Source organism: Xanthobacter nonsaccharivorans, from assembly GCF_043194755.2.
Lineage (GTDB): Bacteria > Pseudomonadota > Alphaproteobacteria > Rhizobiales > Xanthobacteraceae > Xanthobacter > Xanthobacter autotrophicus_G.
Genome location: NZ_CM195526.1, coordinates 522,805 through 547,200 on the forward strand (window position 1 = coordinate 522,805; position 24,396 = coordinate 547,200).

Here is a 24,396-nt window from a genome sequence, read left to right on the forward strand (position 1 = left end):
CCATGACGTTCACCACGCCCTTTTCGGACATCGTCGTCGTCGAATGCGGGCGGCGCACGGCGGTTCGAGCGTGCGGAAACCTTCTTGCCGAGATGGGGGCGAAGGTCTTCACCGCGACTGGTCCCGAAACGGAGGCGTCGTTTTCCCGGTTCAAGACCGAGCTTACCCCTGCTGCTCTGGCGCTGCAGGCCGGGCGGGCGAGCGTAATCCTCCACAGCTCCGACCGTGACGACAACATCGTCTTTCCCGCGCAGCGCCCGGACCAGATCGTGTGCGACATCGTCGTGGATGCCGATCCTGCGGTGAAGGGCCGGGGCATGTGGAGCGATCCGCTGCTTCAGGCGCAGATCGGGCTTGCCGACCTCACTGGCACGGCCAACAGCGATCCGACCATCTGCGATGCGCCTATCGTCGAGGCCCAGACCGCCCTGTTCGCGGCATCGGGCATCCTCGCGGCATGGCGGCACCGGGCGGCGAACGGCCGGGGCCTGAGCTTCCGCATTTCGCTGCTCGACTGCGGCCTGAACAACCTGTCCACCTTCCTGCCGCTGCTGTACGGCTCGAAGGTGCCGAGGCGGTCGGGCAACCGCCACCCCATGGCCGTGCCCTGGAACAGCTACCGGGCGAGAGACGGATGGGTGCTGCTCTGCTCGGCGACCGACGAGCATTGGGGCCGGCTGTGCGAGGTGATGGGGCGGGAGGATCTGAGGTCCGGCGCCTTCGAGAAGCTCGCAGATCGCGTGGCCGCCTGCGACGCGGTCGATGCCGTGGTGGAGGCCTGGACGGCATCCCTCACGGTGAACGAGTGCATTGCCAGACTGGGCGCGGCTGGGCTTGCCGCCGGGCCGATCGCCACGCTTAAAGACCTCCGTGACGAGCCCAATCTGCGCCATCGTGGCACGATATCGGGCGAGCCCGGCGCTCTGCCGCAATCCTTCGCCAAGACGGCCTTTTCTTCCGGCGCGGTCCCAGTAGCCCATCCGCTCCCGGCGCCTGCGTCGTCGGCAGCGGATACGCTGCCGCTTCACGGCATTCGGGTGATCGAAATCGGCCAGTACACGACCGCCCCGGTTGCCGCAAAGCATCTTGCGCTCCTGGGCGCGGAAGTCATCAAGATCGAGCCGCCGTCCGGCGAGGCCTCGCGCGCTTGGCCGCCCCATCAGGACGGGCAGGGGTATTTTTTCACCATGAACAATACCAACAAGCAGAGTTGCATGTTGGATCTTCGAATCGAGAGCGACCAGGACGGGTTCCGACGTCTGCTGGAGACGGCGGATGTCCTGATTGAGAACCTCAAGCCGGGCTCTCTCGCCCGACTGGGGTTCGGCACCGATGTGCTCGCAGCTCTCAATCCCGGGCTGGTCTATTGTGCGATCTCCGGCTTTGGCCAGAGCTCCGCCTATCCCGGGCGTCCGGCGTTCGACACGGTGGTCCAGGCCATGTCCGGCCTCATGGACCTGACGAAGGTCAACGGTGTTCCCACGAAGCTCGGCACGTCGGTGGCGGACGTTACGGGCGGCATCGCTGGGCTCTTCTGTCTTCTCGCGGGCCTCGAACAGCGTCGTCGGACCGGACGGGGCCTCATGATCGACCTTGCCATGCAGGACGTCGCTGTGTGGCTCACGCAGGCCGTCTGGAATGGGAACGCCCCCGAGCCCCATGCGGTGGTTCGCTGCGTCGAAGGGTTCGTAGTCATCGATCGACCCGATCTGGAGATCGCCGGGCAGGCCGCACATTTGACACGTGAAGCCGTTCTTGCCCTATGCGCGGCTGCCGGCATCAAGGCCGCAGAAGTTCGCACACTGGCAGAAATTGGCGCAGACTCCGGGGTGGTCGGACGAGGCGCCGTAGTGCTCTTCCGTGGTCGTGATGGATGCGAATGGCCGCTGTTTCGTCCTTTGCTCCGGTTTGCCGGCATCCCGCCTGTTGCGCTCGTGCCCATTGGGGAACTTGGTGAGTTCAACGCGCATTTGTGAGGGATTCCGAGCTTGTTATTTGGCGGTTCCCAACCCTCAGGCTGCGATCGCGCGCGGCCACCGGCAATGAGATTCACGGTTCGTCTAGAATTCTGAAGTATAGAAGCGTCTAAACATCCAGGCCCGTTCGATCGAGAGCATTCTCAGCACATTTATATCGTGTTCCACAAGCAAAGATGGCAGAATGGGTTGGCATACGGTTTTCGAGCCGCGTCGTCGAGGCGACAAGAGGTGGAGGGTCGACGCCTAGGCGCTGCATTGTTTGAACCAAGCCTCGGGCACGCGCTTTGGGTGCCTGTGGGACGCTTCGGATGAGTGCCGCTGGAACATCGGTTGCCACCCAATGCTGTGTCAATGCAGCCGTGAGGAGCCCGGTCAGCAGCGGGATCAGAACCTCACGATTGGCATGTCGATCCAGGTCCCGGCGGAAACGGATACCCCTGCGCACCAGATCGCAGCGTGGCGCATGTCCCGAGGGCCGGACGACCAGAGAAGCTGGGCTTGATCCGGCCACCATCATGCTGGTCCGCTTCCGCCCGAAGGATCGGCTCGGCCAGCAGAGCCACCGGTTCGCGAGCGGTGGATGACGCGCGCAGGCTCGGATCACGAGCTCGGCGGGGTCTCACGCGCACCGCTCCGGATCCCCCAAATTGTTCAATGGGAGATGAGCAACGGGACCGGCGACAGTCTCAGGAGCGAACGCGTCACCCCGCCGAGCACGATCTCCCGGGCGCGGGCGTGGCTGTAGGCGCCAAGAACGATCAGGTCGTGGGCGTTCGACGCGGCATATTCAAGAATGACGTCCGGGATCGCCCGCCCGTGCGACGGCACGGGATCAACGGTCAGGCGAACCCCGTGGCGCAACAGGAACATCGCCACGTCTACCCCTGGCTCTTCCCCCGCAGGGATGTTTGCCTGCGGGTCCACGATCAGCACGGTTACCGATGAGGCGAGCGCGAGCAGAGGCAAGGCGTCGCCGATGGCCCGGCGCGACTCCCGGCTTGCATTCCAGCCGATGAGAATGCGCTGCGGCGGTTCCATATTGTGCCAGTTCTCCGGCACAAGCAGAAAGGGGACGCCGGTTGCCAGTTGCACGACGTCGGCTGGGGCCCCGTCATCGAACCATGAATCCTTGGGCGGTGCGGCGACCACGAGATCCGCGTGCAGGGCGCCGATGCGGCGTTCATCTTCTCCATGGGGCGTGTGGACACGGAACTCGCAATGCACATCCTGCCGGGCGGCGTGCTTTTCGAAGACATCCCGCGCTTGTTTGATCGTCTCGTCCTTGCGGACCTGCTGATGGTGCAGAAGGTCGGCGATCGCCGCCTGCCCGCGGACATGGGAGGCGGCAGCGCGGCCGTCGAGGTCCGGGGGAAGCAGGAAGATGCCGATGAGATGGGCGCCGTGGCGCCGCGCGAGATGGATCGCGTAGTCGATCCGTGTTTCGCGCGACGGGCTGGTATCAATGAGAACAGCGATCGTCTTGATGTCCATGGCTCTTACCCTGTGATGCCTGTTGGTCGCATCGTGTGCCGGCTCTACGGGACCATGCGTTTTGATCGCCCGGCCATCCAGAAGGCCGCCTGGGCGATGATGCCGGAGCCGGCCAGCACGAGAGCGGCGGCCAAGGCGGGGTCGGATCCGATGCCGGCCAAGGTCGTGCACAAGGCGCCGACCGCCATCTGCATGGCGCCGTAGAGACCCGATGCGGAGCCGCCGACGCGGGGATTGATGCTAAGGGCCTCGGTCAGCGCGGCGGGCGCCGCGGTGCCCACGCCGACGGAGAATGTGAACACCGTGCCGATGGCGAGCGGCACGGTGAGCCGATCCAGGAGCACGACGGCGAGCAGGATGAAGGCGGCGGCCACGCTGACCCCATTGGCGCCGACCAGCAGGCGGCCGACGGAAACGTGGGCGATGAGCCGGCTGGCCAGTACGCTGCCCACCCACACGCCCAGGACCAGGAGGGCGATGTAGCTCCCGACGCGGGCTGCCGGCTGGTGCAGCTCGCCGATGAAGATGAAGGGAGCCGCCGCGACGAAGCCATAGAGGGAGGTGGTGGCGCAGCCGCCGCCCACCGCATAGGCCCAGAAGGCGGGGGCCCGCAGCAGCTGGCCATAGCTCTCCATCAGGCCGATGGCGTCGCCCTCAGTTGTCCGTCCGGTCTCCGGCAGGAGACGCCAGGTGAGCAGGAGGTTGACCAGGCCGAGCAGGGTCATGGCGAGAAAGATGGAGCGCCATCCCGCCGCATCGGCGAGAAGGCCGCCCACCAGCGGCGCCAGGCCCGGGCCGACGGTGATCATGAGATTCATCAAGGCGAGGCGCCGGGTGGTGTCGGCTGGCGCCGAGGTGTCGCGCACGATGGCCCGGGCGAGCACGAGGCCGGAGCACCCGCCCAGCGCCTGGAGCAGCCGGGCGGCGATGAGGGCATCGACGCTCGGCGCGAGGGCCGCGGCGAGGCTGGCCGCGGTGTAGAGCGAGAGGCCCGCCATCAGAACCGGCCGGCGCCCGAACCGGTCGGCCAGAGGCCCGTAGACGAGCTGCCCGCCGGCGAGGCCGAGGATGTAGAGGCTGATGGTGAGCTGCATGGCGGCCGTGCGGGCGCCAAGATCGGCCTGGGCACGGGGCAGCGCCGGCACGAAGATGTGCATGGCAAGGGTGCCGGAAAAGGCCACCAGCGCCAGTACCCAGAGCGGCACCGTCCGGCGGGGCGGCGTGCCCCCCTTGTGCTCTGGTGCCAGCGGGGCACTCACAGGAGCATTCATGGCAGCTCATCCCGGTGCCGCAGCTGAAGGGGGAGCGGCCCTGGCGGCCGCCGGCCTGACGCGCGGCGCATCGTTCTCACCGGATCGGCCGGGAGGCATGCGCCGATGAGGCGTGCATGGATCCGGCATCCGGCGGGTCCGCAAGCGCGCTCTTCCCGGCGGCGGCGCCCGGCTGGATCTCCACGGTGGCGGTCAGGCCGGCAACGAGGCGGATGTCGGACGGCACCTCCTCCAGGGCGATGCGCACGGGCACGCGCTGGGCGAGGCGCACCCAGTTGAAGGTGGGGTTGATGTTGGCGAGGAGGCCGGTGCCGACGACGCGCTCGCGGTCCTCGATGGCCGCTGCGACGCTCTGCACGCGGCCGCGCAGCAGGGTTGGCTCCCCCATCAGCCGGATGGTGACGGCATCGCCCACATGGATGCGCGGCAGCTTGGTTTCCTCGAAATAGCCCTCGACCCGGAGCGAATCCGTATCCACCAGCGCCACCACCGCCTTGCCGGTGGAGACATAATCACCCCGCCGCAGCTCCAGATTGGTGACGATGCCGTTGGCCGGTGCCTTGATCTCCGAGCGCTCGAGATTGAGCCGGGCGATGTCGCGCTCGCTCACCGCCTGCTGGTAGGCGGCGTCGGCCTGGGTCAGGGTGGTCTGGGCCTGCTCGGCATTCTGCGGCGAGACCACCTGCCGCTCGCGCAGCTGGGCGTAGCGCGCGAGGTCGCGCTTCGCCTGTTCCAGCGTCGCGGCTCGGCCCTCGACCGCGGCCTCCGCCTGCTTCAGGGCCAGGGCGAAGCGCTCGCGATCCACCCGGAACAGGATGTCGCCCTTCTTCACGGGAGCGTTGTCCTGCACCAGGACCTCGCTCACCAACCCCGAGACGTCCGGGGCGATGCCGACCACGTCGGCGCGCACGCGCGCGTCCCGCGTCCAGGGGGCGTTCATGTAGGTGTCCCAGAGCGCGTGGCCCACGAGGACCGCGCCCGCGAGCACGCCGAGGGTGACGCAGGCGCGGCCCCACTTCGCGACGTCGATCTCCATTATGTGATCCGTTCAAGAAGGAAGTAGCCGGCACCGGTGACGAGGATGAACACGGCGAGGTCGAACAGCGCCCGGTGCCAGATGAGCCGGCCGAGCCCGGCGCGGGTGAGGCCGCGGGAGATGAGCCGCGTGACCGCCATGGCGACGAGGGCGAGGAGGAGAATGGTCGGCAGATAGACGCCGAAAATGTCGATTTCCGCGGGCATCGTGGTCTCCTGCATCCTCTCACTCGGCTGCGAGCAAGGGCGGGGCGCCGGCGGCTGCCACCGGCGGGAGGATGGGCGCTGTCGCACGGGGGAACAGGGCCTGCCTGAGCCCCACCAGCGCCTGGAGGGCATTGTCCGCGGCCAGCCCCTCCCGCCGCGCCAGCACGGCGGCGATGGCGTGGTCCACCTGATCCAGCAGCGGATGAGGCGGGGGCAGTGCGGCGCCAGCCGTGGCCTGCGCGCGGAAATGCCCGGCCACTCCGGCGAGGACGGCATTGAGGGCATCCTTCGCGGCCCCCGGCAGGGCCCGGCGATCGCGTTGGAGGTCGAGGACGTTGTAGCCGATGCGCAGGTCCCTCAGCCCGTCCGTGGCGAGTTCGTTGTCGATGGCTCCTGCCGCGAGGCGAGGCACCAATTGGCCGAGATGGTCGAAGATGCGGCTCACCAGCACGCGATGGTCCTGCAGACGGGTGCCGGCGGAACAGGCGGCAAGGTCCACCCAGCCGGAGCGCACGAGGCGGCGGGCGGCAATCTCAGCGCCGAAGGGCTTGGTCGCCAACGCCCAGACCCAGGCGAACAGGAGGCCGCCGACGACCGCGAGCCCTTCGTTCACATAAAGGGTGAAGTCCGCATTGTAGTGGCTTTGGACCGAAAGGGAGCCGGCCCCGTTGGCTGCGAGCAGAAGGGTCACGAGGCCAAGCTCCGGGCGGGGTATTAAGGCGCCCACCAAAAGGAATGGCGGCGCGAGCACCACGGCGAGCGTCGCGAAGTCGTGCACCTGAGGGATCACCGCGAACAGCAGGATGCCCGCGATCACCTGAGCCATAGCGCACCAGACAACCATCATCCAGATGAACGGAGCTGGCCGGTCCTGGGCACCGAAGAAGCAGCAGGCGACGGTGGCCATGGCGACGAAATTGGCGCCGCCCGGCCATCCGCTTATGATCCAGATCAGGCTCGCCGTCAGGGTCGCGAGCGCGGCGGAGGCGGTGGAGAAGAGCAGCAGGCCGTGATCGTGGTGGCGTGCGGTGCCGATGATGGGCCGGTGGTGCAGCACTGGCGCCCAGTGTCCCGCTGCAGGATCCCCAGCCACCTGCTGGCGCAAGGCGAGGCAGTCCTGCCAGAGATCGACCAGCTTCTTGAGGCGCGCGCACAGGTTGGCGCGCAGCAGACCCGCCCAGTCCTCAATAGCGCCGGGATCCGGCGTCAGGGCCGCGACCCGCGCGCGCAGCCGGTCCGGCGTGTCGGGCGTGCCGGTGATCCAGTCCGCGATCTCGCGGGCGAGAGCGGTCAGATCGTCCCGCGCGCTGCCCATCGCCTCCTCACGGCTGATGGCGCGCATCCGGTCGTTGAGGGAGGACAGCACCGGGAGCAACAGCAGCAGGCGCCCGCGCAGTTCTCCGGCGCCGCGGGCGAAGGGGCGCGCTTCGGGATCGTGCGCCAGCTGCGTGATGAGCGCGTCGAGCGCCGCGACGTCCGCGGCAAGCTTCTGCCGGACCAGGGGCACCGCCTCGCCCGTCACCTCGCCGCGCAGCACCTCGCCGGCCCAGGCTCCGGCATCGCGCAGCCAGCCGCCGACCCGCGTGGCGAAGGCCGGCCCGACGCTCACCGGGAACACGATCGCGCCCACGAGGCTCGCGCACAGGATCCCGAGGAGGATCTCCTCGCTGCGGGCGAGCGCCACGTCGAAGATGGTCTCGGGCGCCGTGACCGCAGGCAGGGCGATGATGGGCAGGGTGTAGGCCGCCAGCATGAACACGTAGCTGCGGGGCGTGCGGTCGAGGAGGGAGAGGTAGAGCAGGACGCCGACCCAGAGCGCGACGGTAAGGCTCAGAAGCTCGGGCGCGGTCACGAACGTCGGCACCAGCGCCACCGCGCCGCTGGCGCCGATGAGGGTGCCCAGCGCGCGGTAGAGGGCCTTGGAGGTGGTGGCGCCGGTGAGCGGGTTGGCCACCACGTAGACCGTAGTCATGGCCCAGTAGGGACGCGGCAGGTCCATGGCCAGGGCCACGTAGAGCGCCAGCATGGCGGCGGTGAAGGCCTTGGCGGAGAAAAGCCAGTCGCGCCCAGAGGGAAGTTTCACCGGCCCATCGCCGGAAGCGCCTCCAGAAAGGTGGGATCCTGCTGCAGGCGGGCGTGGGCTCGCTCGATGGTGTCCAGCACCCGCAGGGTCGCCTCGACGTCTGCGTCGCTCACCTCGTCGAGGATGCGGGAGCGCAGCCTGGCGATGGTGCGTTCGATGCGCCCCGCAAGCTGCTCTCCCGCCTCGGTGAGCCACAGGGTCTTGGCGCGGCGGTCCTCCGGATCGTCCCGGCGCACCACCAGACCGGCTTCACAGAGCTGGTCCAGCAGGCGGACAAGGGAGGTCCCTTCGATGCCCACATGGGCCGCGAGTGTCACCTGCCGTACACCGCCGCCGAGCCGCCGCAGCCAGACGAGCGGAGAGGCACAGGCTTCTGAAATATCGTCGGCCGCGAGCGCGGCTTCAGCCAGCCGCCGCCACTGCCGGCCCGCCTGCAAAAGCCCGGAGGTGAGGCGCCGACGGTTTGCTTGCGGGTTGTTCATGAGCACATAATGTGTCAGAAATTAATTCTGATGCAATTAATTTGGTTGCGAGGCGGGAACGACGACCAGATCTGCGCCGGAGACGGTTCGGCCGCTGGAGCCCGCGCAGGCAGAACCTGCGTGGGATGTCTGTCCGTGCGGACCCGGTCTTGCCGGACGTTGCCGATGGTAGGACTCTCCCGCCTCGGTTCAGGGATGGGAAAGGATGCGGCATGAGGAACGAGCATGACCATCGGGCTGTGTGACGCCGTCGCGGACAATCTAAGCGAGGTTTCGCCGGGGCTTCTGCGCGTGCGCGTGCCGCTGCCTTTTCCACCGAGTGAGGTCAACGCCTGGCTGCTCTCGGGGCCGGACGGATGGACCTTGATCGATTCCGGTATCGACGACGAGCCGACGCGGGCGCTTTTCGCGCGGGCGCTGGCCGACACCCGGCTCGGCGGACAGCCGGTGGCGCGGCTCCTCGTGACCCATTTCCATCCGGACCATGTGGGGCTCGCCGGCTGGCTCCACGCCCGCACCGGCGCCGACATCCACATGAGCCGCGTGGAATGGATGCAGGCGCGCCTGCTCCTCAATGAGGATCCCGCAGAGGTGGTCCCCCAGCTCGTGGCTCACAACCGGCTGTGCGGCGCGCCCGCGCCGTTCCTGGACCTGGTGGAGCGCCGGGGGATGCTCTATCCCAAATGGGTCGGACCGCTGCCCCGGCGCTACCTGCGTGTAAAGGAAGGCGACGAGCTGATGCTCGGCGGCAGCGCGTGGCGGGTGATGATCGGCGAAGGCCATGCGCCGGAGATGATCTGCCTCTATTGCGCGGAGAGAGGCCTGCTGATTGCGGCGGACCAGATTCTCGGGCGCATTTCTCCGCACATCGGTACGCACCCCTCGGATCCCCTCGCCGATCCTCTGGGTATGTTCCTGAACTCGCTCGAGCAGTTCGAGGCGTTGCCCGGGGACACGCTGGTGTTGCCGTCCCATGGCGAGCCGTTTCACGGTCTTCACAGGCGCATCGAGGCGCTCCGGGAACATCATGACGAGCGACTGGAGCGGCTCTCGTCGTTCTGTATCGAGCCACGGACGGTGATGGACACGCTGGACGTCCTGTTCCGTCCCCTGCCGCTGGAGCAGATCGGCTTCGGCCTCAGCGAGGCGCTGGCGCACCTGCGCTATCTAGTGGGCCGCGGCGAGCTGCACCTGGGCCTTGAGGGTGGGCGGTGGGCTTTCGTGCGGCGATAAAAACAACGAAGACCATTTACGGCAGGTCAGCCGCCGAGAGAAGCAAGGACGCCATCGAAAGGCTGTAGCCTGACAGTGCAATAAAGGCTTTCTGGCACATTTCCCGAGGCAGTCGCTGGCGTTGGTCAACGCTTGCGCTTTTTCGCGGCGAGGCCGTTCAAGATCATATCGGCAAAGCCCTCGCCGATGTCTTCGGCAGCCAGCGGGCCCCCCGGCTTGTACCAGCGGTGAGCCCAGTTGACAGTGCCGAGGACACCGAGCGTGACTAGGCCAACGGACAGGGGCAAGTGAAAGGTGCCTTCGTCGGCGCCCTGCTGGATGATCGAACGGATGGCCACGTAATAGCGCTGGGCCCAACCACGTGCCTCCGCACCCCAATCATCTTTGCTCTCGGAGATCGTTGGAAAATTTTCTTGTAGAAAAACATGCATGTAGGGATATGACGAATTGTAGCTCCCCATGACGGAGCGGAAAGCTTCGACCAGCTTGAGCTTCGCAGGAATGTCCTTCTTTGCGATGGCCTCGGCTTCCTCAATGGTTTTTTGCGCTGCTTCGCGCACTATTTCACGAAAAAGCTCCTGCTTCGCGCCAAAATAGTAATACAGGCTGGCTCGATCAGTATTCAGCTTTTCTGCTATCATGCCCAAGGTTGCAGCTTCATAGCCGCGTTCCTGGAATACTTCTGCTGCGGCATCAATGATTGCCTTGCGCCGCTCCTGATAAAACTCGCTGCTGGCATCCGCATTCGCTTCGCGGCGCTTGCCGATCCCTGTCCGTGCTGCCATCGATGTCGCCCCTTGGTCGCCAACAGATGACCATAGTAAGCTTGCCCCCGTTGACAAGCCCTGCGACCACTCATCGCTCCGGGACGTCGAAAATCCAATGGGCGGTGTCTCCGATCCGGTCGAGACTGAGTTGAACCGGCATCCCGATTCGCACCTCGCCTCCTGAGCCGGGGCGCTGGAGGCAAACAAGACGGACGCCGGCCACGACGTCCACAAGACCGGTAACGTAGGGGACGTCAGTCACGGCCTCTCGAGCGAAGAGGCGATGCACACGGGTCCAACTATAAAGGGTGCCCTGTGGCGATACCTTGGTCCACTCTTGGACCGATGATCCACAATTACGGCAACGCGGCAATGGATACCAGTTCCAGCTCCCGCACTGTCGGCAGCGCGGGAAGCGCAGTTCACCGGCGTGGATTGCAGCTTCCCAGCCAGCAAAGAGTCCCCCGTCTCTCATGGGTCGATCCGCTCCAAGATCAGTGCGCTGTACTGGCGTCCCGGCCCCGCGGCCAAAAATCCTTTGCGGGCGCGCGCGACCTGACGCTTCCCAGCCGTGCCCCGGAGTTGAATGACCATTTCGGCGGCATGGTTGGCCCCGAGCAGATAGCCATGCCCGAGAAGGCCGCCGTGCGTGTTCGTCGGCAGGGTTCCGTCATGGCGCAGCCCGCCCGCGCGCACCGCATTGGCAGCGCCACCCTTGCGGCAGAAGCCGGCGGCCTCGAGCTGCATGGCCACGGCTATGGAAAAGCAGTCGTATATACCTCGAACGTCGATATCCGCAGGGGTCAGTCCGGCGGCCGCGAATGCCGTCGCCGACGCGCGCTCGGCGGCAGGCAGGGAAGGTAGCCATGGACTCTGAGTATAGAAATCGGCATCGCTGATGGGATCGGCCGCATAAGCCCAGGAGGCAAGGCCGGCTTCCGGGCGGACCCGGCGAATGCGGTCCCTGCGCGTCACGACCAGGGCAACAGCTCCGTCGCTCAGCAAGGAGCAGTCGGCTTGCCGGAGCGGCTCGGCGATCATGGGGCTGGCGCCGTAAATGGCTTCGTCCACCGTCGTCCCCGCCTGCGCCTCGGGATGGAGCGCTGCGTTGGCCCGCGTGGCCGCGACAATGTCGAACAGCATCTGCGACATCTGCAGGTCGCTCAGCCCGTATTCGTGCTGATATCGCTTGGCTGCCACGGCGAAGTAGAGCGGTGGTCCGCTGAAGCCCGCAGGCTCCTCGACCACGTGCTTGGCCTGCATCTTCGAGTGATAGGAGGTTGGCCCGTCCATGGCAGACCCCCAACCCGTCGCGAACCAGGTCAGGGCGCTTTCAACCTCGCCGCGCTCGACCATGTCCACCGCCATGGCGAGGGCCGCCAGGATCCCCGCGCCGACCGGTGTCGACTGCATCGTGCGCTTCAGGCCCGTCAACCGTGCTGCCGGGACGATCCGATCGAGCGGCGTTGCCGCCGGACACAGCACGCTTTCGGTGACGACCGCCTCGATTTCCCTCGGATGCAGGTTCGCGTCTTCAAGCGCGCGCTCGATCGCCTGCAGGGCAAGTTCCTCGACATTGCTGGACGAACGGCGCACGGGGCCGGTGCCACCAACTCCATCGATCACCGCTGCGCGCCGGTTCGTCAGTGTCACGTTTCGCCTTTATCGATTGTCTCGCTGGATCTTCAGTACGCTATCGGTGCATATCGGGCTCGTCAACAATTACGTTGACGATCGGCATCGAATGGTGAACTAGTGTCGCAACAAGACATGGCGAGGAAACATGACCGGGAGAGAGCGCTCGACATTCGTCGTCTCGGACGGATTGAAGATCGCCGCCGACGTGGCTGGGCCGAAGGGCGGCAGGCCCGTCCTGCTGCTGCACGGCGGCGGGCAGACGCGTGGAAGCTGGCGGGATACCATTGATATCCTCGCTGCGAACGGGCACCGGGCCTATGCACTCGATGCCCGGGGCCACGGAGAAAGTGACTGGAGCCCAAATGGCGAATACACGCCGGAAAGCTTTTCCCGCGATTTGCGAGATGTAATCCGGCAGATCGGGGACGAAATCGTGGTGATCGGCGCCTCTCTTGGCGGCATCATCGGGCTTCTCGTTGCGGGAGAAGGTGGCCCCCTGGCCGTCAGCAGCCTCGTCCTGGTGGATGTCGCAGTCCGCACTAATCCCTACGGGGTTAAGCGCATCCAGAGCTTCATGCAGGCCAATCCCGGGGGATTTGCCAGTCTTGACGAGGCGGCCGACGCCGTTGCGGCTTATGCCGTCGATCGCCCCCGTCCCAAGTCAAACGACGGGCTTCTCCGCAACCTCAGGCAGATCGACGGCCGGTATTATTGGCATTGGGATCCCCGTTTCCTGGAAAGTTGGCACCCCAGCCATGCTGCGGCCATGGATCGACTGGAAGCGGCGGCGCGGGGGCTGAAAATCCCTGTCCTTTTGATTCACGCGTCCCGCAGCGACGTGATGGGGGAGGAAGAAGTCGCTCATCTCAGGGCCCTTGCGCCGCAGGCAGAATATGCGCGTGTAGAAAGCGCTGGACATATGGTTGTTGGCGACAAGAATAGTGTCTTTAATAAGGAAATTACTCAATTTCTTTCCCAAGGCGCTGATGTTGATTAGGGCCCTTGGTGGGTTGAGGGTCTATTTGGAGAGGAGGCTTGCCTGTGCTTGAATTTGAGCCGTCTGGTCTGGAGATGACGGAAGAGCGCCGCCAGATCAGGGAGGCGATCAAAGCATTGTGCGCCCGCTTCGACGACCGTTATTGGTCGGAGAAGGACGTGAAGCACGAATTCCCGCACGAATTCCGCTCCGCTGTCGTCCAGGAAGGATGGCTGGGTATAACCGCGCCGCAGGAATACGGAGGTGCAGGCCTCGGCGTCACCGAGGCCGCACTGATGATGCAGACCGTCGCGCAGTCGGCGGGTGCGATCTCGGCCTGCTCGACCTTCCACATCAATCTGTTCGGCCCCCATCCCGTTGTCCTCTATGGAACCGAGGAGCAGCGCCAGCGCATCATCCCGCCGCTGGTTGCCGGGACCGATGTCGTCGCCTTTGGCGTCACCGAGCCGGATGCTGGGCTTGACACCACCTCCATCACAACCCGGGCCGTCCGCGACGGGGACCGATACATCGTCAATGGCCAGAAGGTGTGGACGACGACGGCGCAGGAAGCAAACAAGATCCTCCTGCTCACGCGGACGACACCCCGCGAGGAAGCCAAAACCCGCACCGGCGGCCTGACACTGTTTTATACCGATCTCGACCGCCGCTACGTGGAGGTCCAGGCCATCGACAAGCTCGGCCGGAATGCGGTGGATTCCAACGCCACTTACTATCGGGATTTTCCCATTCCGGTGGAGCATCGCATCGGCGAGGAAGGCGAAGGCTTCAGGATGTTGCTGGACAGCCTGAATCCGGAACGGATCCTCGTTGCTGCCGAATGCGTCGGCGTCGGCAGGCGGGCACTGGCGAAAGCGGCCGCATATGCCAACGAGCGCCGTGTCTTCAACCGGTTCATCGGACAAAATCAAAGTATTCAGCATCCCCTGGCGGCGAGCTGGATGGCCCTCGAGGCCGCTGACCTCATGGTCTGGAAGGCTGCAGCCCTCTACGATGCCGGAAAACCGTGTGGAGCAGAGGCGAATGCGGCAAAGTTCCTGGCGGCAGATGCCGCGTTCGATGCCTGTGACCGAGCCGTGAGGACCCATGGCGGGTTTGGCTATGCGCGTGAGTTCCACGTGGAGCGCTACCTGCGGGAAATCATGCTGCCAAGGATCGCCCCCGTCAGCCGGGAGATGATCATGAATTTCATTTCCGAGCGCGTGCTTGGACTTCCCAAATCCTACTGAGTTCGATCCTTCCGAAGTTTCTTCGGTTTGAACGGCCAAAGCGGCAGAACAGTCGGACTGTTCTGCCGCTTCCTTCAATATAAAGGGCGCATGACGGAGCACGAGTAGGCCGTGTGCTTTGTCCGTCTTGCGCATCCAGCTACGGCGCCTCCCGTGCGTCGGCAGCTTCAGCTGCACCGATGATCAGGCGCGCACGACGCAGCATCGGCTCGTCCACCATCTCTCCCTCGAACAAGAACGCACCTTGGCCAGCCGCCGCGGCCAGCATTCTGCGGCTACGTTCCACCTCGGATTGGCGTGGCAGATAGGCATTGCGGATGACAGGCACCTGCGCGGGATGAATGGCGAACTTGCCGCGAAAGCCGAGCAGCGCCCCGTCCCCCGCATCCCGTTCCACCACAGCGGGATCGTTGAGCTCGGAGGTGACGGTGTCGAGCGCGATCTTCCTCGCAGCCGCAGCCGCGAAAACCAGACTATTGCGGGCGTGCACCAGCGGCGGCAGGAGATCGCCGGCGGCCGCCCGGACCGCACGCAGCCCGAGATCGGCCGCAAGATCGTAGGGTCCCCAGCTGACAGCCACCACCCGGGGATGGGCGACGATGCGGTCCACCGCCAGAAGCCCACGCGCCGTCTCGATGCTGGCGATGAAGGCGCAGTCCGCGATCTCGGCCAGCGCATCGAGTTCTTCCGTTCCCTGCGTCTTGGGCAGGAGCAGGAGCTTGACGCCTGCCGTGTGGACGGCGACAGCATCGGCTTGCCCCTCCGCGGAGGCCGGATTGTTGATCCGGACCGCGAGGCGGTTGGGGCCACGGGCGAGCAGATAGTTCGCGACGAGTTCTCTCGCCTGCGCTTTCGCGGTCGCCGCGACGCCGTCCTCCAGGTCGAGCACCGCGACATCGGCGGCTGCCAGGGCCTTGTCGAAGCGCTCGGGTCGATCGCCAGGACAGAACAGAAGCGCCGGCCCGAGGGAAGGAGGCATGGGGGTCATCACTATGTCCTAGCGGAGGGCGAAGGCAGCCTTTTCGAGCTCTTCGCGATGATCGGGATGGGAAATGGCGGCGAGCGCCTGGGCGCGCTCCCCCACTGTGCGGTTTCGGAGATCCACGCTGCCGAATTCGGTCACCACGAACTGCACAAGACTGCGCGGCACGGTGACCGGGCCTGGGGCGAGGATCGGGACGATACGGGATTTTCCTTTGTTGGTGACGGAGTTGATGGCGATGATCGAGCGATTTCCTTCGAGCTGCGCAGCGAGGGCGAAGTCCATGCTTCCGCCGATCGCTCCCGCTTGGCGGCCGTCCAGCCATTCGGAATTGATCTGCCCGAGCAAGTCGATCTCGAGGGCGGAATTGACCGAGACGAAGCGCTCGCGTGCCGCGAAGCTTTCCGGGCTGTGAGTCGCCAAGGCGTCCGTCATGTGGAGGTCGCGATTGCCATTGCTCCAGGCGTACAGCTCGCGCGAGCCCAGGACTTCGCCGACAAGGGCCTTGGGGGCACCCTCGACGCAGCATCCGGCCTCGATCAGCTCGCGGGCGGGGTCGGTGACTTGAGACAGGATGCGCAAACCCCGCCGGCCGAGAGCGATCAGGCCCTTCAGCATCGCCCCGGGGATCGAGCCGATCCCGAACTGGACCCAGCTTCCATCGGGGATCATTTCGGCAACCCGGCGGCCGATGAGGAGCTCGGCCTCCCCCGGCGCGCGGTTGGGAAAGGGAAGGAGGTCGTGGTCGCCACGCACGAGAATGTCGATTTGCGACTGGTGGATGAGGGAATCTCCACATGTGCGTGGCATGGCGCTGTTGACCTCGGCGATGACCCGCCGCGCGCCGTCCACCATCGCGCGATGCTGGCCCACCGAGATGCCGAGGCTGTGATATCCATCGACGTCGGCGTCGCTGACCTGAACAATGGCAGTGTCGACAATGCCGGAACGCAGATAGCGGGCCGTCTGCGTCCAGTTCAGAGGCAAATATTCAGCAACGACCTCCCGCATGCTTCCGCTCATCAGCGTGCCGGGCATGAACCAGGTCTTCAGGCGAAACGGGTTGTTCGGGATGCCAAGGAAGCCGTAGCCGGTGACCATCATTCCCGAAAGGAGAGTCACATCCCGCAGCCGGTACGCCCGGGTCCATAGCTCCTGCGTCAGCGTCACCGGCTCGGCTCCGAGGTGGCCAAGCGCCACGACGCTCCCGGATTCGACGATGTCGACCGCATCGGCGGCCGAACGCCACTTGCCGGGCCCCGACGCGTCGGGATGCTTGCATTGGGCGGGTTTGTTCATGGCTGATGCTCCTTTGCGCCTCGACGCCGCGGACCGACGGGCGCCCCGCCAGCTCCAACCTTCGACATGCGGAAGCGGGATGTCAACGTTGATGTTGACGGAGGCGGATCAGGCTCCTAGCTTCGGCCTCGCACGTTCTGTGGCCCGTCTTCGGGCCGCCCGATGCTTGCACGAGCCGATAGAAGCGGAAAGACGACCATGTCGCGGCAGAAGACGATCATCACATGCGCGATCACGGGCGCAATACACACTCCGACCATGTCGGACGCCTTGCCGTATTTGCCCGATGACATTGCCAGCCAGGCGATCGAGGCGGCGCAAGCCGGCGCCGCGATCCTGCACCTGCACGCGCGTGATCCGCGCGACGGCTCGATCTCGATGAAGCCCGAGGATTTTGCGCGCTTCCTTCCGGTCATCAAGCAAGCAACCTCCGCTGTGGTGAACATCTCCACGGGAGGCAGCATGACGAGCACGATCAGCGATCGCCTCGCCCCGGCCATGGCCGCGCGCCCGGAAATGTGCTCACTCAACATGGGCAGCATGAACTTTTCTTTCCACCCTTTGGCCGAGCGATATGAGACGTGGAAATTCGACTGGGAGAAAGCTTACGTCGCCAACAGCAATGGCTACATATTCAGGAATACATTTTCTGATATCGAAGAAGTTGCGCAGACGCTTTCACCGCATGACGTGAAGTTTGAGCACGAAATATATGATGTTGGGCATCTTTATAATTTGAAATATTGTATAGATATCGGGTTGTTCAAGGCGCCAATATTCCTCCAGTTTGTGATGGGTATCCTGGGTGGTATCGGCGCCGAGCTCGATAATCTGGTTTTTCTGAAGCGCACGGCGGATCGGCTGTTCGGCGACACCTACCGCTGGTCTGTGCTCGGCGCAGGTGCCGCGCAGATGCCTCTGGCCTCGGCGGCGGTCCAGCTTGGCGGACACGTGCGGGTGGGGCTGGAGGATTCTCTCTATATCTCCCGGGGCAAGCTGGCGGTGTCCAATGCAGAGCAGGTCACGAAAGTCCGCCGAATTCTCGAGGATCTCGGCCACGACATCGCAACTCCCGATGAGGCCAGGGCAATGCTCGGCTTGAAGGGGGGCGATCGCGTGAGCTTTTGAGCGTCACGGCAAACGGGCCGCCGACGCAGGGACATGGCCTTTCAGAATAAGAAGGTCTTCGCCCCGTCGAGACGCGGCGCAATCTGGGACCGTCCGGCCCTCTCCGCGGAATGACACCTCTACAGTCAACATATGTGTTGACTGTAGAGGTGTATAAATATAGCTTGGTTCCATGCCCCGATGACAGAACGCATGACGGCGGCCGCTCGGCCCGGGTGCGCAAGGAGCTTTCCATGACGGTAATGGATCCCGTATTGGCACCCAACGCGGGCGCTATTTTCCGGTCCTGGTTGACCAGATTCGGTGCCGCGCTGGAGCGGCGCGATAGCGCGGCCTTGGCCGGCATGTTCGATGCCGGTGGTTACTGGAAGGACTACCTGTCGTTCTCGTGGGAGCACCGGGTTTTTTCTGGGCCGCCGGAAATTCGCGACGCCTTCGCCGCCAGCCTTCCGGTGTTCAGGCCGCGCGCTGTGCGGGAGGCGGAGGGGCGGAGTGCCCCGAAGTTGCTACGCCGTTCCGCACGAAAGGTCATCGAGGGATTTTTCGATTTCGATGTCGAGATGGGGCGCGGAACGGCTTTCGTCCGGCTGCTGTTCGATGACCTCTCGCCGGATGATCCGAAGATCTGGCTGATGCTCACCTCGCTTCAAGAATTGCGCGGCTTTGAGGAGAAGATTGGCGGACGGCGCCCCTCGGGCGACGAATACGCCATGAACACGACGCCCAACAACTGGCGGGACGACCGCGAATCGCGTCGCACCTTCTCGGAGCGCGATCCGCAGGTCATCGTCGTGGGAGCGGGACATGCTGGGCTCATCCTTGCCGCGCGGCTCCGCCAGATGGGCGTGGAAGCGCTCGTGGTGGAAAAGAATCCGCGCGTCGGCGACGTCTGGCGCAACAGATACCATTCGCTGACACTGCATAACGAAAGTACCGCCAACCACATGCCTTACCTGCCATTCCCGCAGACATGGCCGGTCTGGCTGCCGAAGGACCAGCTCGCGGGATGGCTCGAAGCCTATGCCGAGGCGATGGAGCTCAACGTGTGGACCGACACCGCCGTGTCCGGCGCGGTCTATGACGATGCCAGTGGAACCTGGACCGTTCGATTGCGGCAGGGGGGCGAGGAGCGAGCTTTGAAGTGCAAGCACCTCGTCCTCGCCACCGGCGTCAGCGGCTCGATTCCGAATATCCCGGATGTCCCCGGCCTGTCCGAATTCAAGGGCGAGGTTCGCCACTCCGGCGCATACAGCCGTGGGGCGGCCTACGAGGGCAAGCGCGCGCTGGTCATCGGCACCGGCAACAGCGCGCATGACATTGCGCAGGATCTCCATGTCAGCGGAGCGGCGCAGGTCGCGCTCTACCAGCGCAGCCCGACTTGCGTGGTCAGCCTGGTTCCGAGCGCGGCCATGGTCTTCAAGATCTACAACGAAGGCCCTGTCGACGAAATCGACCTTGTCACCTCCGCGATTCCGTTTCCCGTCCTTGAAGATACGTACAAGTTTATGACGAAGCGGGCTGGAGAGGCGGACAAGGAGTTGCTGGGCGGGTTGAACAAGGCAGGGTTCGAAACCTTTTTCGGCGATGATGAAACCGGGTTTCATATGATGTACCTGCGGGGTGAAGGCGGGTATTACATAAATGTAGGCTGTTCGGACCTGATCATCGATGGCAAGGTCGGGGTCATCCAGGCGCGCAACGCCGACCGCTTCGTGGCGGAAGGCCTGCGGATGAAGGATGGCACCGTTGTGCCGCTCGATCTCGTGGTTCTAGCGACGGGCTTCCGGAACATGCAGGAGGGCATCCGCCGGATGCTGGGCGACGAGATTGCCGATGCGCTGGGTCCCGTCTGGGGCTTTGACCAGGACTATCAGATGCGGAATATGTGGCGGCGCACCGTCAGGGATGGCTTGTGGATCATGGGTGGCGCGCTGATTGATGCGCGGCTGTACTCGCGCTTTCTCGCACTCGAGATCAAAGCATCGTTGGAAGGGCTGCTGCCGGAGCGGGCGTCCATGCCAATCGTGCCCCGCAGCCAAAGCGCCACGTGATCTTGCCTCGGTTGACCCTCGGGCTCGACCTAGGCTGGAAGCAGTAGAGTTCGGGGAAGAGACAGGTGTTGCGCTCGGAGGACGTGCCGACACATCCAATCGCCCGGGCTTACCGTTGCCAACACCCGAAGCCCCCGATGTGCCCGTCCCGGGTCCAAGCTGCGATTGCAAGTGAGCTTGGGAAGGGGTCCGATGGATCGGACCCTTGAGGGACGGGTGCACTCGGCGAGCTAAATCTGGTGAGGGCGAAAGTCCTGCCTCTGAGTCCTTTCGGGAGGTGGCGGCGTCCTGAAAAGTGGGCGAAATAACTGTCAACTTATATGTTGACAATGATGCCGTTGAATATAGCATCGATTCCGCGCTGCTCGAAAATTCCAAAAAAATATAGAAGCGTCAAATGGCGCAAATTAAAACGACAATCTTGGGGAGGTTTGACGATGAGGGGAGTGCGCTATGTCCTATGGGTCGGAGCAGGGGTCATTTCGGGTAGCGCATGCGCTGCAGATCTCCCCGTCAAGGCGAAGTCTGTCGAGTATCTGAAGGTCTGTGCGGCCTATGGCGCGGGATACTTTTATATTCCCGGGACGGATACCTGCATCAAGATCGGCGGGCTCGCGCGTTTCGATGCTTATGTCAATGCTGTCGGCACGTTCATTCCGGAAATCGTGTCTCCGTCGGCGGCAACCGCGTTCAATGGCCCCGGCGTCGGAGTGTTCGGATATCCCTTCCGCGATGATGACGATCCACAATATTTGACCCGGGCCCGTCTTGTCACGGAATTCGATGCGCGGACGCAGACCGATTACGGCACCCTGCGGTCTTATGTTCGTTTTGGAGCGGAGTGGAACTCGCAGGCGGGAGCTGGCCTGGGGGCGGGAAGTGCGCTCTACTTCGAGCGTGCCTTCATCCAATTTTCTGGATTTACATTCGGGTATACACAGTCATTTTTTGATCCTGGTTTGGATTATATGATGACCGTGCCGTTCACAGGCTCATATAATTGGACAACCCTGGCAGCCTATACCGCGCAGTTCGGAGGAGGCCTTTCGGCCACCTTGTCGGTTGAAGACGCGGCAAATCGAACGACGGGCGTGCAATTGACTGGTTCAACCGCGCAGCCGGTCTTTAATGTTAATGCGGCCACGACGGGGCTTTCATATACGAACTTCCAGGCGGGCCAACAGGTGCCGGACTTGGTGGCCAACATTCGCCTCGATCAAACTTGGGGGGCGGCTCAGCTTTCCGGGGCATTGCATCAGGTCGCGGCGACATCGCCTCTTTATGCAGGCTTTGTTCCTGGCGTGGCTTCTTCGGACAAATGGGGCTGGGCGGTCGGCGCGCATGTCGAGGTCAAGCTGCCCATGATCAGCGCTGGCGATAGCGTCTTCGTTCAGGCGAGCTATGAGCAGGGCGGCGCTAATTTCCTCGGTCTGTCGGGTGCCGGCCAAGCGCGCTCGGTTGCCGTGGGCGCCCTTGACCTCCAGCAGGTCGGCGGGGTGCTGACCACCTCCGGGGCCTTCTACAATATCGCGGACGCGGTTGCGACTAACCTCTTCGGCGACTATAGCCTCACCTCCGGGTGGGCCCTTCAGGCGCAGTATCGACATTTCTGGACGCCGGGGCTGCGCTCCTCATTTTCGTTGGGTTATGTATCCTACCAGGTTCCGCAGAATATTGTCGCTGCTTTCGACTTCAATCTATACCAAGCTGTATTTAATACAATCTGGTCGCCTGTGAAAAATATAGATATCGGGTTTGAAGTGCTCTATACGAAGGTCGACGGATCCGTGCCTCTTGGTAACTATGCCGCGGTCGGCCCAACCGGGGCGATGCAGGGCTCTCTGGTCGGCGGGTCGACTGACATTTGGTCCGGCGGCGTTCGGGTTCAGCGCGCGTTCTGATCGGCTCCTCCAAGGCCGGTTCCTGTAGCCTCGGCAGTTTGCTGCCGGGGCTCTTTTTCTTGAGGGCACCTCTTGAGCGCTGTCTCTGCGTTTTCTGCGGTGTCCACCTCGGCGCGGCTAGGTCGCGCGATGGCGGCGTTGTTGCCCGCCAGTGCACATATCGCACGCGACGGGTAGCGTCCCACATGCGGGGGCGGTAGCGTGGCCGATGATCAACGAATATGTTGACCGGTGGATAGGATTTGATACTTTTTGCCGAAAAGACAATAGAAAGTATATCGTCAATTAAAATCGACTCTGTCAAAAATAAAAGGAGGAAATAAAAATGTTTCTCAACAGGCGCCAGGTTTCTGTCGGTCTCGCGTCCGCGATGTTCGGCTCGATGGCCGTTCCGGGCACGGGGCGCGCGCAGGCGAAGCCGATACGGATCGGCGTTATCACATCCCTCACGGGGTTTGCGCAGATTTACGGCGATGCGAACCGCATCGGTGCTGAGATCGCGGCGGAGAGGATCAATGCCGCTGGCGGCGTGGGGGGCCGTAAGATCGAGATCGTGTTGCGCGACGACAAGGCGTCTTCGGACAGCACTGTGGCCGCCTATCGGGATCTGGCCAGCCAGGGCGTCCATTTTTTTCTAGCCGGCCCGATCTCGGCCACCGCGGTCGCCTTGGCTCCCTTGTTTAAGGATACGGATAACATTCTGATCGCCGCCGGACCGAATAATCTGTCCATTACCCACGAGCTGTTTAATAAGAACGTATTCCGGGCCCAGCTCACTTCGGTTCCTGTTTTTGCGGGGCTCGGAAAGGTGGTGGCGGACAAGGCGCCGGATATACGCGACTGGATCGCCATCAGCTCCGACCAGCAGGCGAATATTGATCTTTCGAATATCTTTCTGGCTTCTTTGAAGAAGGCGCATGCGGCGAAGGGCGTGGACGTCACCGTCCGCGAGATGGTGCTGACCAAAGCTGGTGCGGGTGATTTTCGCGCGCAGATTGCGTCGCTGATGAATTCCGGCGCGACCGGCGTGCTGAACTCGCTCGTGGGGTCCGACAGCCTTACCTTCTACAAGCAGGCGAAGTCGCTCGGCTTGGAGCGCAAAATCAAGGTCTTCGGTGATGTCGGCGCTAACCTGAACTCCATGAAGACGATTGCCAGCGCAGTTCCGCAGTCGGTATGGACCCCTTATTATTGGTATGCGCAGGGTGATGGCAACCCGGTGTCGCAGGAGCTGTACAAAATTGCCGTTGAGCGCACCGGTACTCCTTTTCCCTATGGCTTCATCGGGCTGGCCCATGACGCCGTCATCGCCCTCGCGGATGCCATCAAGAGGGCCGGCTCCGACAACACAGCGGATGTGATCGCAGCGCTTGAGGCGGGACGTCCGCTGGGAGCCGCGGGGCCGGTTGTCTTCCGGAAGGAAGATCACACTTATACCGGCGAGATGACCTTCATCAATTTCGGAGCCGCCCCGGGAAAGCCCGAAGGGTTGGAGGTAAACGACGTCGTCCGGCTTTCATCGCTCGACTATATCGAGCCCGCGACGCCGGGACAGCCCTACATCCTGAAATAGCCGGAAGGACGACGCTGGGCAGGTCGCCCGGCGTCGTCTGCTGGATGGTCCCGCGGGCGCCTCGCCTGGCGCTTCAAATGAGAAGCATCGGCGCGACCGGGCTTGCCGTACCGCCGACGATCTTCAGGGGGCTGATGGTGAGCATGGCCGCGAAGGTGCGCCCGGCCAGGGCCTCAAGGTCGAGGAGCTCGACGAACAGAACGCCTTCTCCCTGCATCAGGCGCGCGTGAAGTGGCGTCGCCCACCCTGGGACGCCCGACGGTATCACCTCGACCGCCATATTGTCCGCGCCCAGGATCGCAATCTTGCGTTCCTTGACCCAGTCCGCGCAGTCCGCGCCGAGGCCGGGTGAGGAACGCTCGTGGGATTCGCCCGCGTAATATGCCTTTAGCGATCCCGTTCGGACGAATAAGGCATCACCCGGCAGGCATTCGAGGCCCGCGGTAGCAATGAGCTCGTCGAGCCGCTGGGCCGGGATGGCCTCTCCCGGCGAGAGCCAGGCGCGCCCTTCCGGGACAGCATCCACCACGATCACCCGCGTTGCGATGGGGGGGATCGTTTCTGCTCCCAGCTGTCTGGCGCCGAAGCTGCTGACCTCGGTCGCGGGAATGCCGCCGAACATGTGCCCGCCGCAGAAGACGTGGCACAGGGCGTCTATATGCGTGGTGCCGTGGGTGGACAACATGATTACGTCGTCGGAAAAGCCGAAGCCTTCCACCTCGGCGCGTGCACCGGTCGCATAGTCTCCTCCATCCCGGCGCATGAAATGCTGCGTGGGCGTTCGCAGTGGAGCAATGGGGCCGCCGCCATCGACGATCCGCATGCCGACCGATAGCGACTTGTATTCTTTCACCGAGGAAATTCCTCTCGCGACGGCCGCCGCGTCGATGAATCGCAAAGCTCCGCTTCCGGTCGTGGGCGCGCCGGAATACCTCAATTTATTCACGAAAATGCTCCGAATGATGAATGCTGCATGGTTCTAAGAGGAGAATGCATGCAGCATCGCGATGCAGCGCAAATGACTGCCGATGTCTGCCAGAGATATTGTTG

At 64.0% G+C, this 24,396-nt stretch carries 20 protein-coding genes; 8 read left to right on the forward strand and 12 right to left on the reverse strand.

The window, feature by feature from the left end:
- Positions 1-2 precede the first annotated feature (2 nt).
- Positions 3-1,976: a CoA transferase gene (locus V5F59_RS02375; protein WP_393982992.1), complete on the forward strand. Its 1,974-nt coding sequence runs from the start codon at positions 3-5 to the stop codon at positions 1,974-1,976.
- Between the two features lie 654 nt (positions 1,977-2,630).
- On the opposite strand, the gene V5F59_RS02380 is transcribed toward V5F59_RS02375, so the two are convergent.
- The 6 genes from V5F59_RS02380 to V5F59_RS02405 all read right to left on the reverse strand — a co-directional run bounded on the left by V5F59_RS02380 (position 2,631) and on the right by V5F59_RS02405 (position 8,548).
- Positions 2,631-3,470, reverse strand: coding sequence for a universal stress protein (locus tag V5F59_RS02380; protein ID WP_393982991.1), 840 nt, complete (start codon positions 3,468-3,470; stop codon positions 2,631-2,633).
- A 44-nt stretch (positions 3,471-3,514) separates the two neighbouring features.
- Entirely contained in the window at positions 3,515-4,741 is a 1,227-nt protein-coding gene (locus tag V5F59_RS02385) for a multidrug effflux MFS transporter (protein WP_393982990.1), read from the reverse strand.
- A 76-nt stretch (positions 4,742-4,817) separates the two neighbouring features.
- Positions 4,818-5,777 (reverse strand): efflux RND transporter periplasmic adaptor subunit, encoded by a 960-nt coding sequence (locus V5F59_RS02390; protein WP_393982989.1) that lies wholly within the window; start codon positions 5,775-5,777, stop codon positions 4,818-4,820.
- Positions 5,777-5,983, reverse strand: coding sequence for a DUF1656 domain-containing protein (locus V5F59_RS02395; RefSeq protein ID WP_393982988.1), 207 nt, complete (start codon positions 5,981-5,983; stop codon positions 5,777-5,779). The genes V5F59_RS02390 and V5F59_RS02395 overlap by 1 nt, the downstream gene beginning before the upstream one ends.
- 19 nt (positions 5,984-6,002) lie before the next feature.
- Positions 6,003-8,066, reverse strand: a complete 2,064-nt coding sequence (locus V5F59_RS02400; RefSeq protein WP_393982987.1) for an FUSC family protein — start codon at positions 8,064-8,066, stop codon at positions 6,003-6,005.
- On the reverse strand, positions 8,063-8,548 hold the full coding sequence (locus tag V5F59_RS02405) for a MarR family winged helix-turn-helix transcriptional regulator (protein WP_393982986.1): 486 nt from the start codon (positions 8,546-8,548) through the stop codon (positions 8,063-8,065). Before V5F59_RS02405 ends, V5F59_RS02400 begins: the two co-directional genes overlap by 4 nt.
- A 225-nt stretch (positions 8,549-8,773) precedes the next feature.
- Here V5F59_RS02405 and V5F59_RS02410 point away from each other — a divergent pair, with 225 nt between their 5' ends.
- Positions 8,774-9,781 (forward strand): MBL fold metallo-hydrolase, encoded by a 1,008-nt coding sequence (locus tag V5F59_RS02410; protein ID WP_393982985.1) that lies wholly within the window; start codon positions 8,774-8,776, stop codon positions 9,779-9,781.
- 125 nt (positions 9,782-9,906) lie between these two features.
- Here the strand turns inward: V5F59_RS02410 and V5F59_RS02415 are convergent, their stop codons facing one another.
- From V5F59_RS02415 to V5F59_RS02425, 3 genes are all read right to left on the reverse strand, one after another.
- A complete protein-coding gene (locus V5F59_RS02415) occupies positions 9,907-10,566 on the reverse strand; it encodes a TetR/AcrR family transcriptional regulator (protein WP_393982984.1) in 660 nt (219 codons plus the stop codon).
- 70 nt (positions 10,567-10,636) lie between these two features.
- A complete protein-coding gene (locus tag V5F59_RS02420) occupies positions 10,637-11,023 on the reverse strand; it encodes a Zn-ribbon domain-containing OB-fold protein (RefSeq protein ID WP_393982983.1) in 387 nt (128 codons plus the stop codon).
- Positions 11,020-12,201 carry a thiolase family protein gene (locus V5F59_RS02425; RefSeq protein WP_393982982.1) on the reverse strand — a complete coding sequence of 394 codons (1,182 nt, stop codon included), beginning with the start codon at positions 12,199-12,201 and terminating at the stop codon, positions 11,020-11,022. Before V5F59_RS02425 ends, V5F59_RS02420 begins: the two co-directional genes overlap by 4 nt.
- A 130-nt stretch (positions 12,202-12,331) precedes the next feature.
- Between V5F59_RS02425 and V5F59_RS02430 the strand changes: the two genes are divergently transcribed.
- Together V5F59_RS02430 and V5F59_RS02435 are read left to right on the forward strand one after the other, a co-directional pair.
- A complete protein-coding gene (locus tag V5F59_RS02430) occupies positions 12,332-13,183 on the forward strand; it encodes an alpha/beta fold hydrolase (protein ID WP_393982981.1) in 852 nt (283 codons plus the stop codon).
- 74 nt (positions 13,184-13,257) lie between these two features.
- Complete coding sequence (locus V5F59_RS02435) at positions 13,258-14,412, forward strand: acyl-CoA dehydrogenase family protein (protein ID WP_393983027.1); 1,155 nt, start codon at positions 13,258-13,260, stop codon at positions 14,410-14,412.
- Positions 14,413-14,551: 139 nt separating this feature from the next.
- Here V5F59_RS02435 and V5F59_RS02440 read toward each other — a convergent pair whose 3' ends face one another.
- Both V5F59_RS02440 and V5F59_RS02445 read right to left on the reverse strand, forming a co-directional pair.
- Positions 14,552-15,400 carry an HpcH/HpaI aldolase/citrate lyase family protein gene (locus V5F59_RS02440; protein WP_393982980.1) on the reverse strand — a complete coding sequence of 283 codons (849 nt, stop codon included), beginning with the start codon at positions 15,398-15,400 and terminating at the stop codon, positions 14,552-14,554.
- Positions 15,401-15,409: 9 nt separating this feature from the next.
- Positions 15,410-16,693 carry an acetyl-CoA hydrolase/transferase family protein gene (locus tag V5F59_RS02445; RefSeq protein ID WP_393982979.1) on the reverse strand — a complete coding sequence of 428 codons (1,284 nt, stop codon included), beginning with the start codon at positions 16,691-16,693 and terminating at the stop codon, positions 15,410-15,412.
- Positions 16,694-16,891: 198 nt separating this feature from the next.
- On the opposite strand from V5F59_RS02445, the gene kce reads away from it, so the two are divergent.
- The 4 genes from kce (at position 16,892) to V5F59_RS02465 (ending at position 23,346) form a co-directional block, all read left to right on the forward strand.
- Positions 16,892-17,821 carry a 3,5-dioxohexanoate:acetyl-CoA acetone transferase gene (kce, locus tag V5F59_RS02450; protein ID WP_393982978.1) on the forward strand — a complete coding sequence of 310 codons (930 nt, stop codon included), beginning with the start codon at positions 16,892-16,894 and terminating at the stop codon, positions 17,819-17,821.
- 233 nt (positions 17,822-18,054) lie between these two features.
- On the forward strand, positions 18,055-19,872 hold the full coding sequence (locus tag V5F59_RS02455) for a flavin-containing monooxygenase (protein ID WP_393982977.1): 1,818 nt from the start codon (positions 18,055-18,057) through the stop codon (positions 19,870-19,872).
- Positions 19,873-20,309: 437 nt separating this feature from the next.
- Positions 20,310-21,773 (forward strand): porin, encoded by a 1,464-nt coding sequence (locus V5F59_RS02460; protein WP_393982976.1) that lies wholly within the window; start codon positions 20,310-20,312, stop codon positions 21,771-21,773.
- Positions 21,774-22,098: 325 nt separating this feature from the next.
- Complete coding sequence (locus V5F59_RS02465; protein WP_393982975.1) at positions 22,099-23,346, forward strand: ABC transporter substrate-binding protein; 1,248 nt, start codon at positions 22,099-22,101, stop codon at positions 23,344-23,346.
- Positions 23,347-23,419: 73 nt separating this feature from the next.
- Here the strand turns inward: V5F59_RS02465 and V5F59_RS02470 are convergent, their stop codons facing one another.
- The gene (locus V5F59_RS02470; protein ID WP_393982974.1) at positions 23,420-24,292 is read right to left on the reverse strand and encodes a cyclase family protein; all 873 of its coding nucleotides are present in this window, start codon (positions 24,290-24,292) and stop codon (positions 23,420-23,422) included.
- Positions 24,293-24,396: the final 104 nt, after the last annotated feature.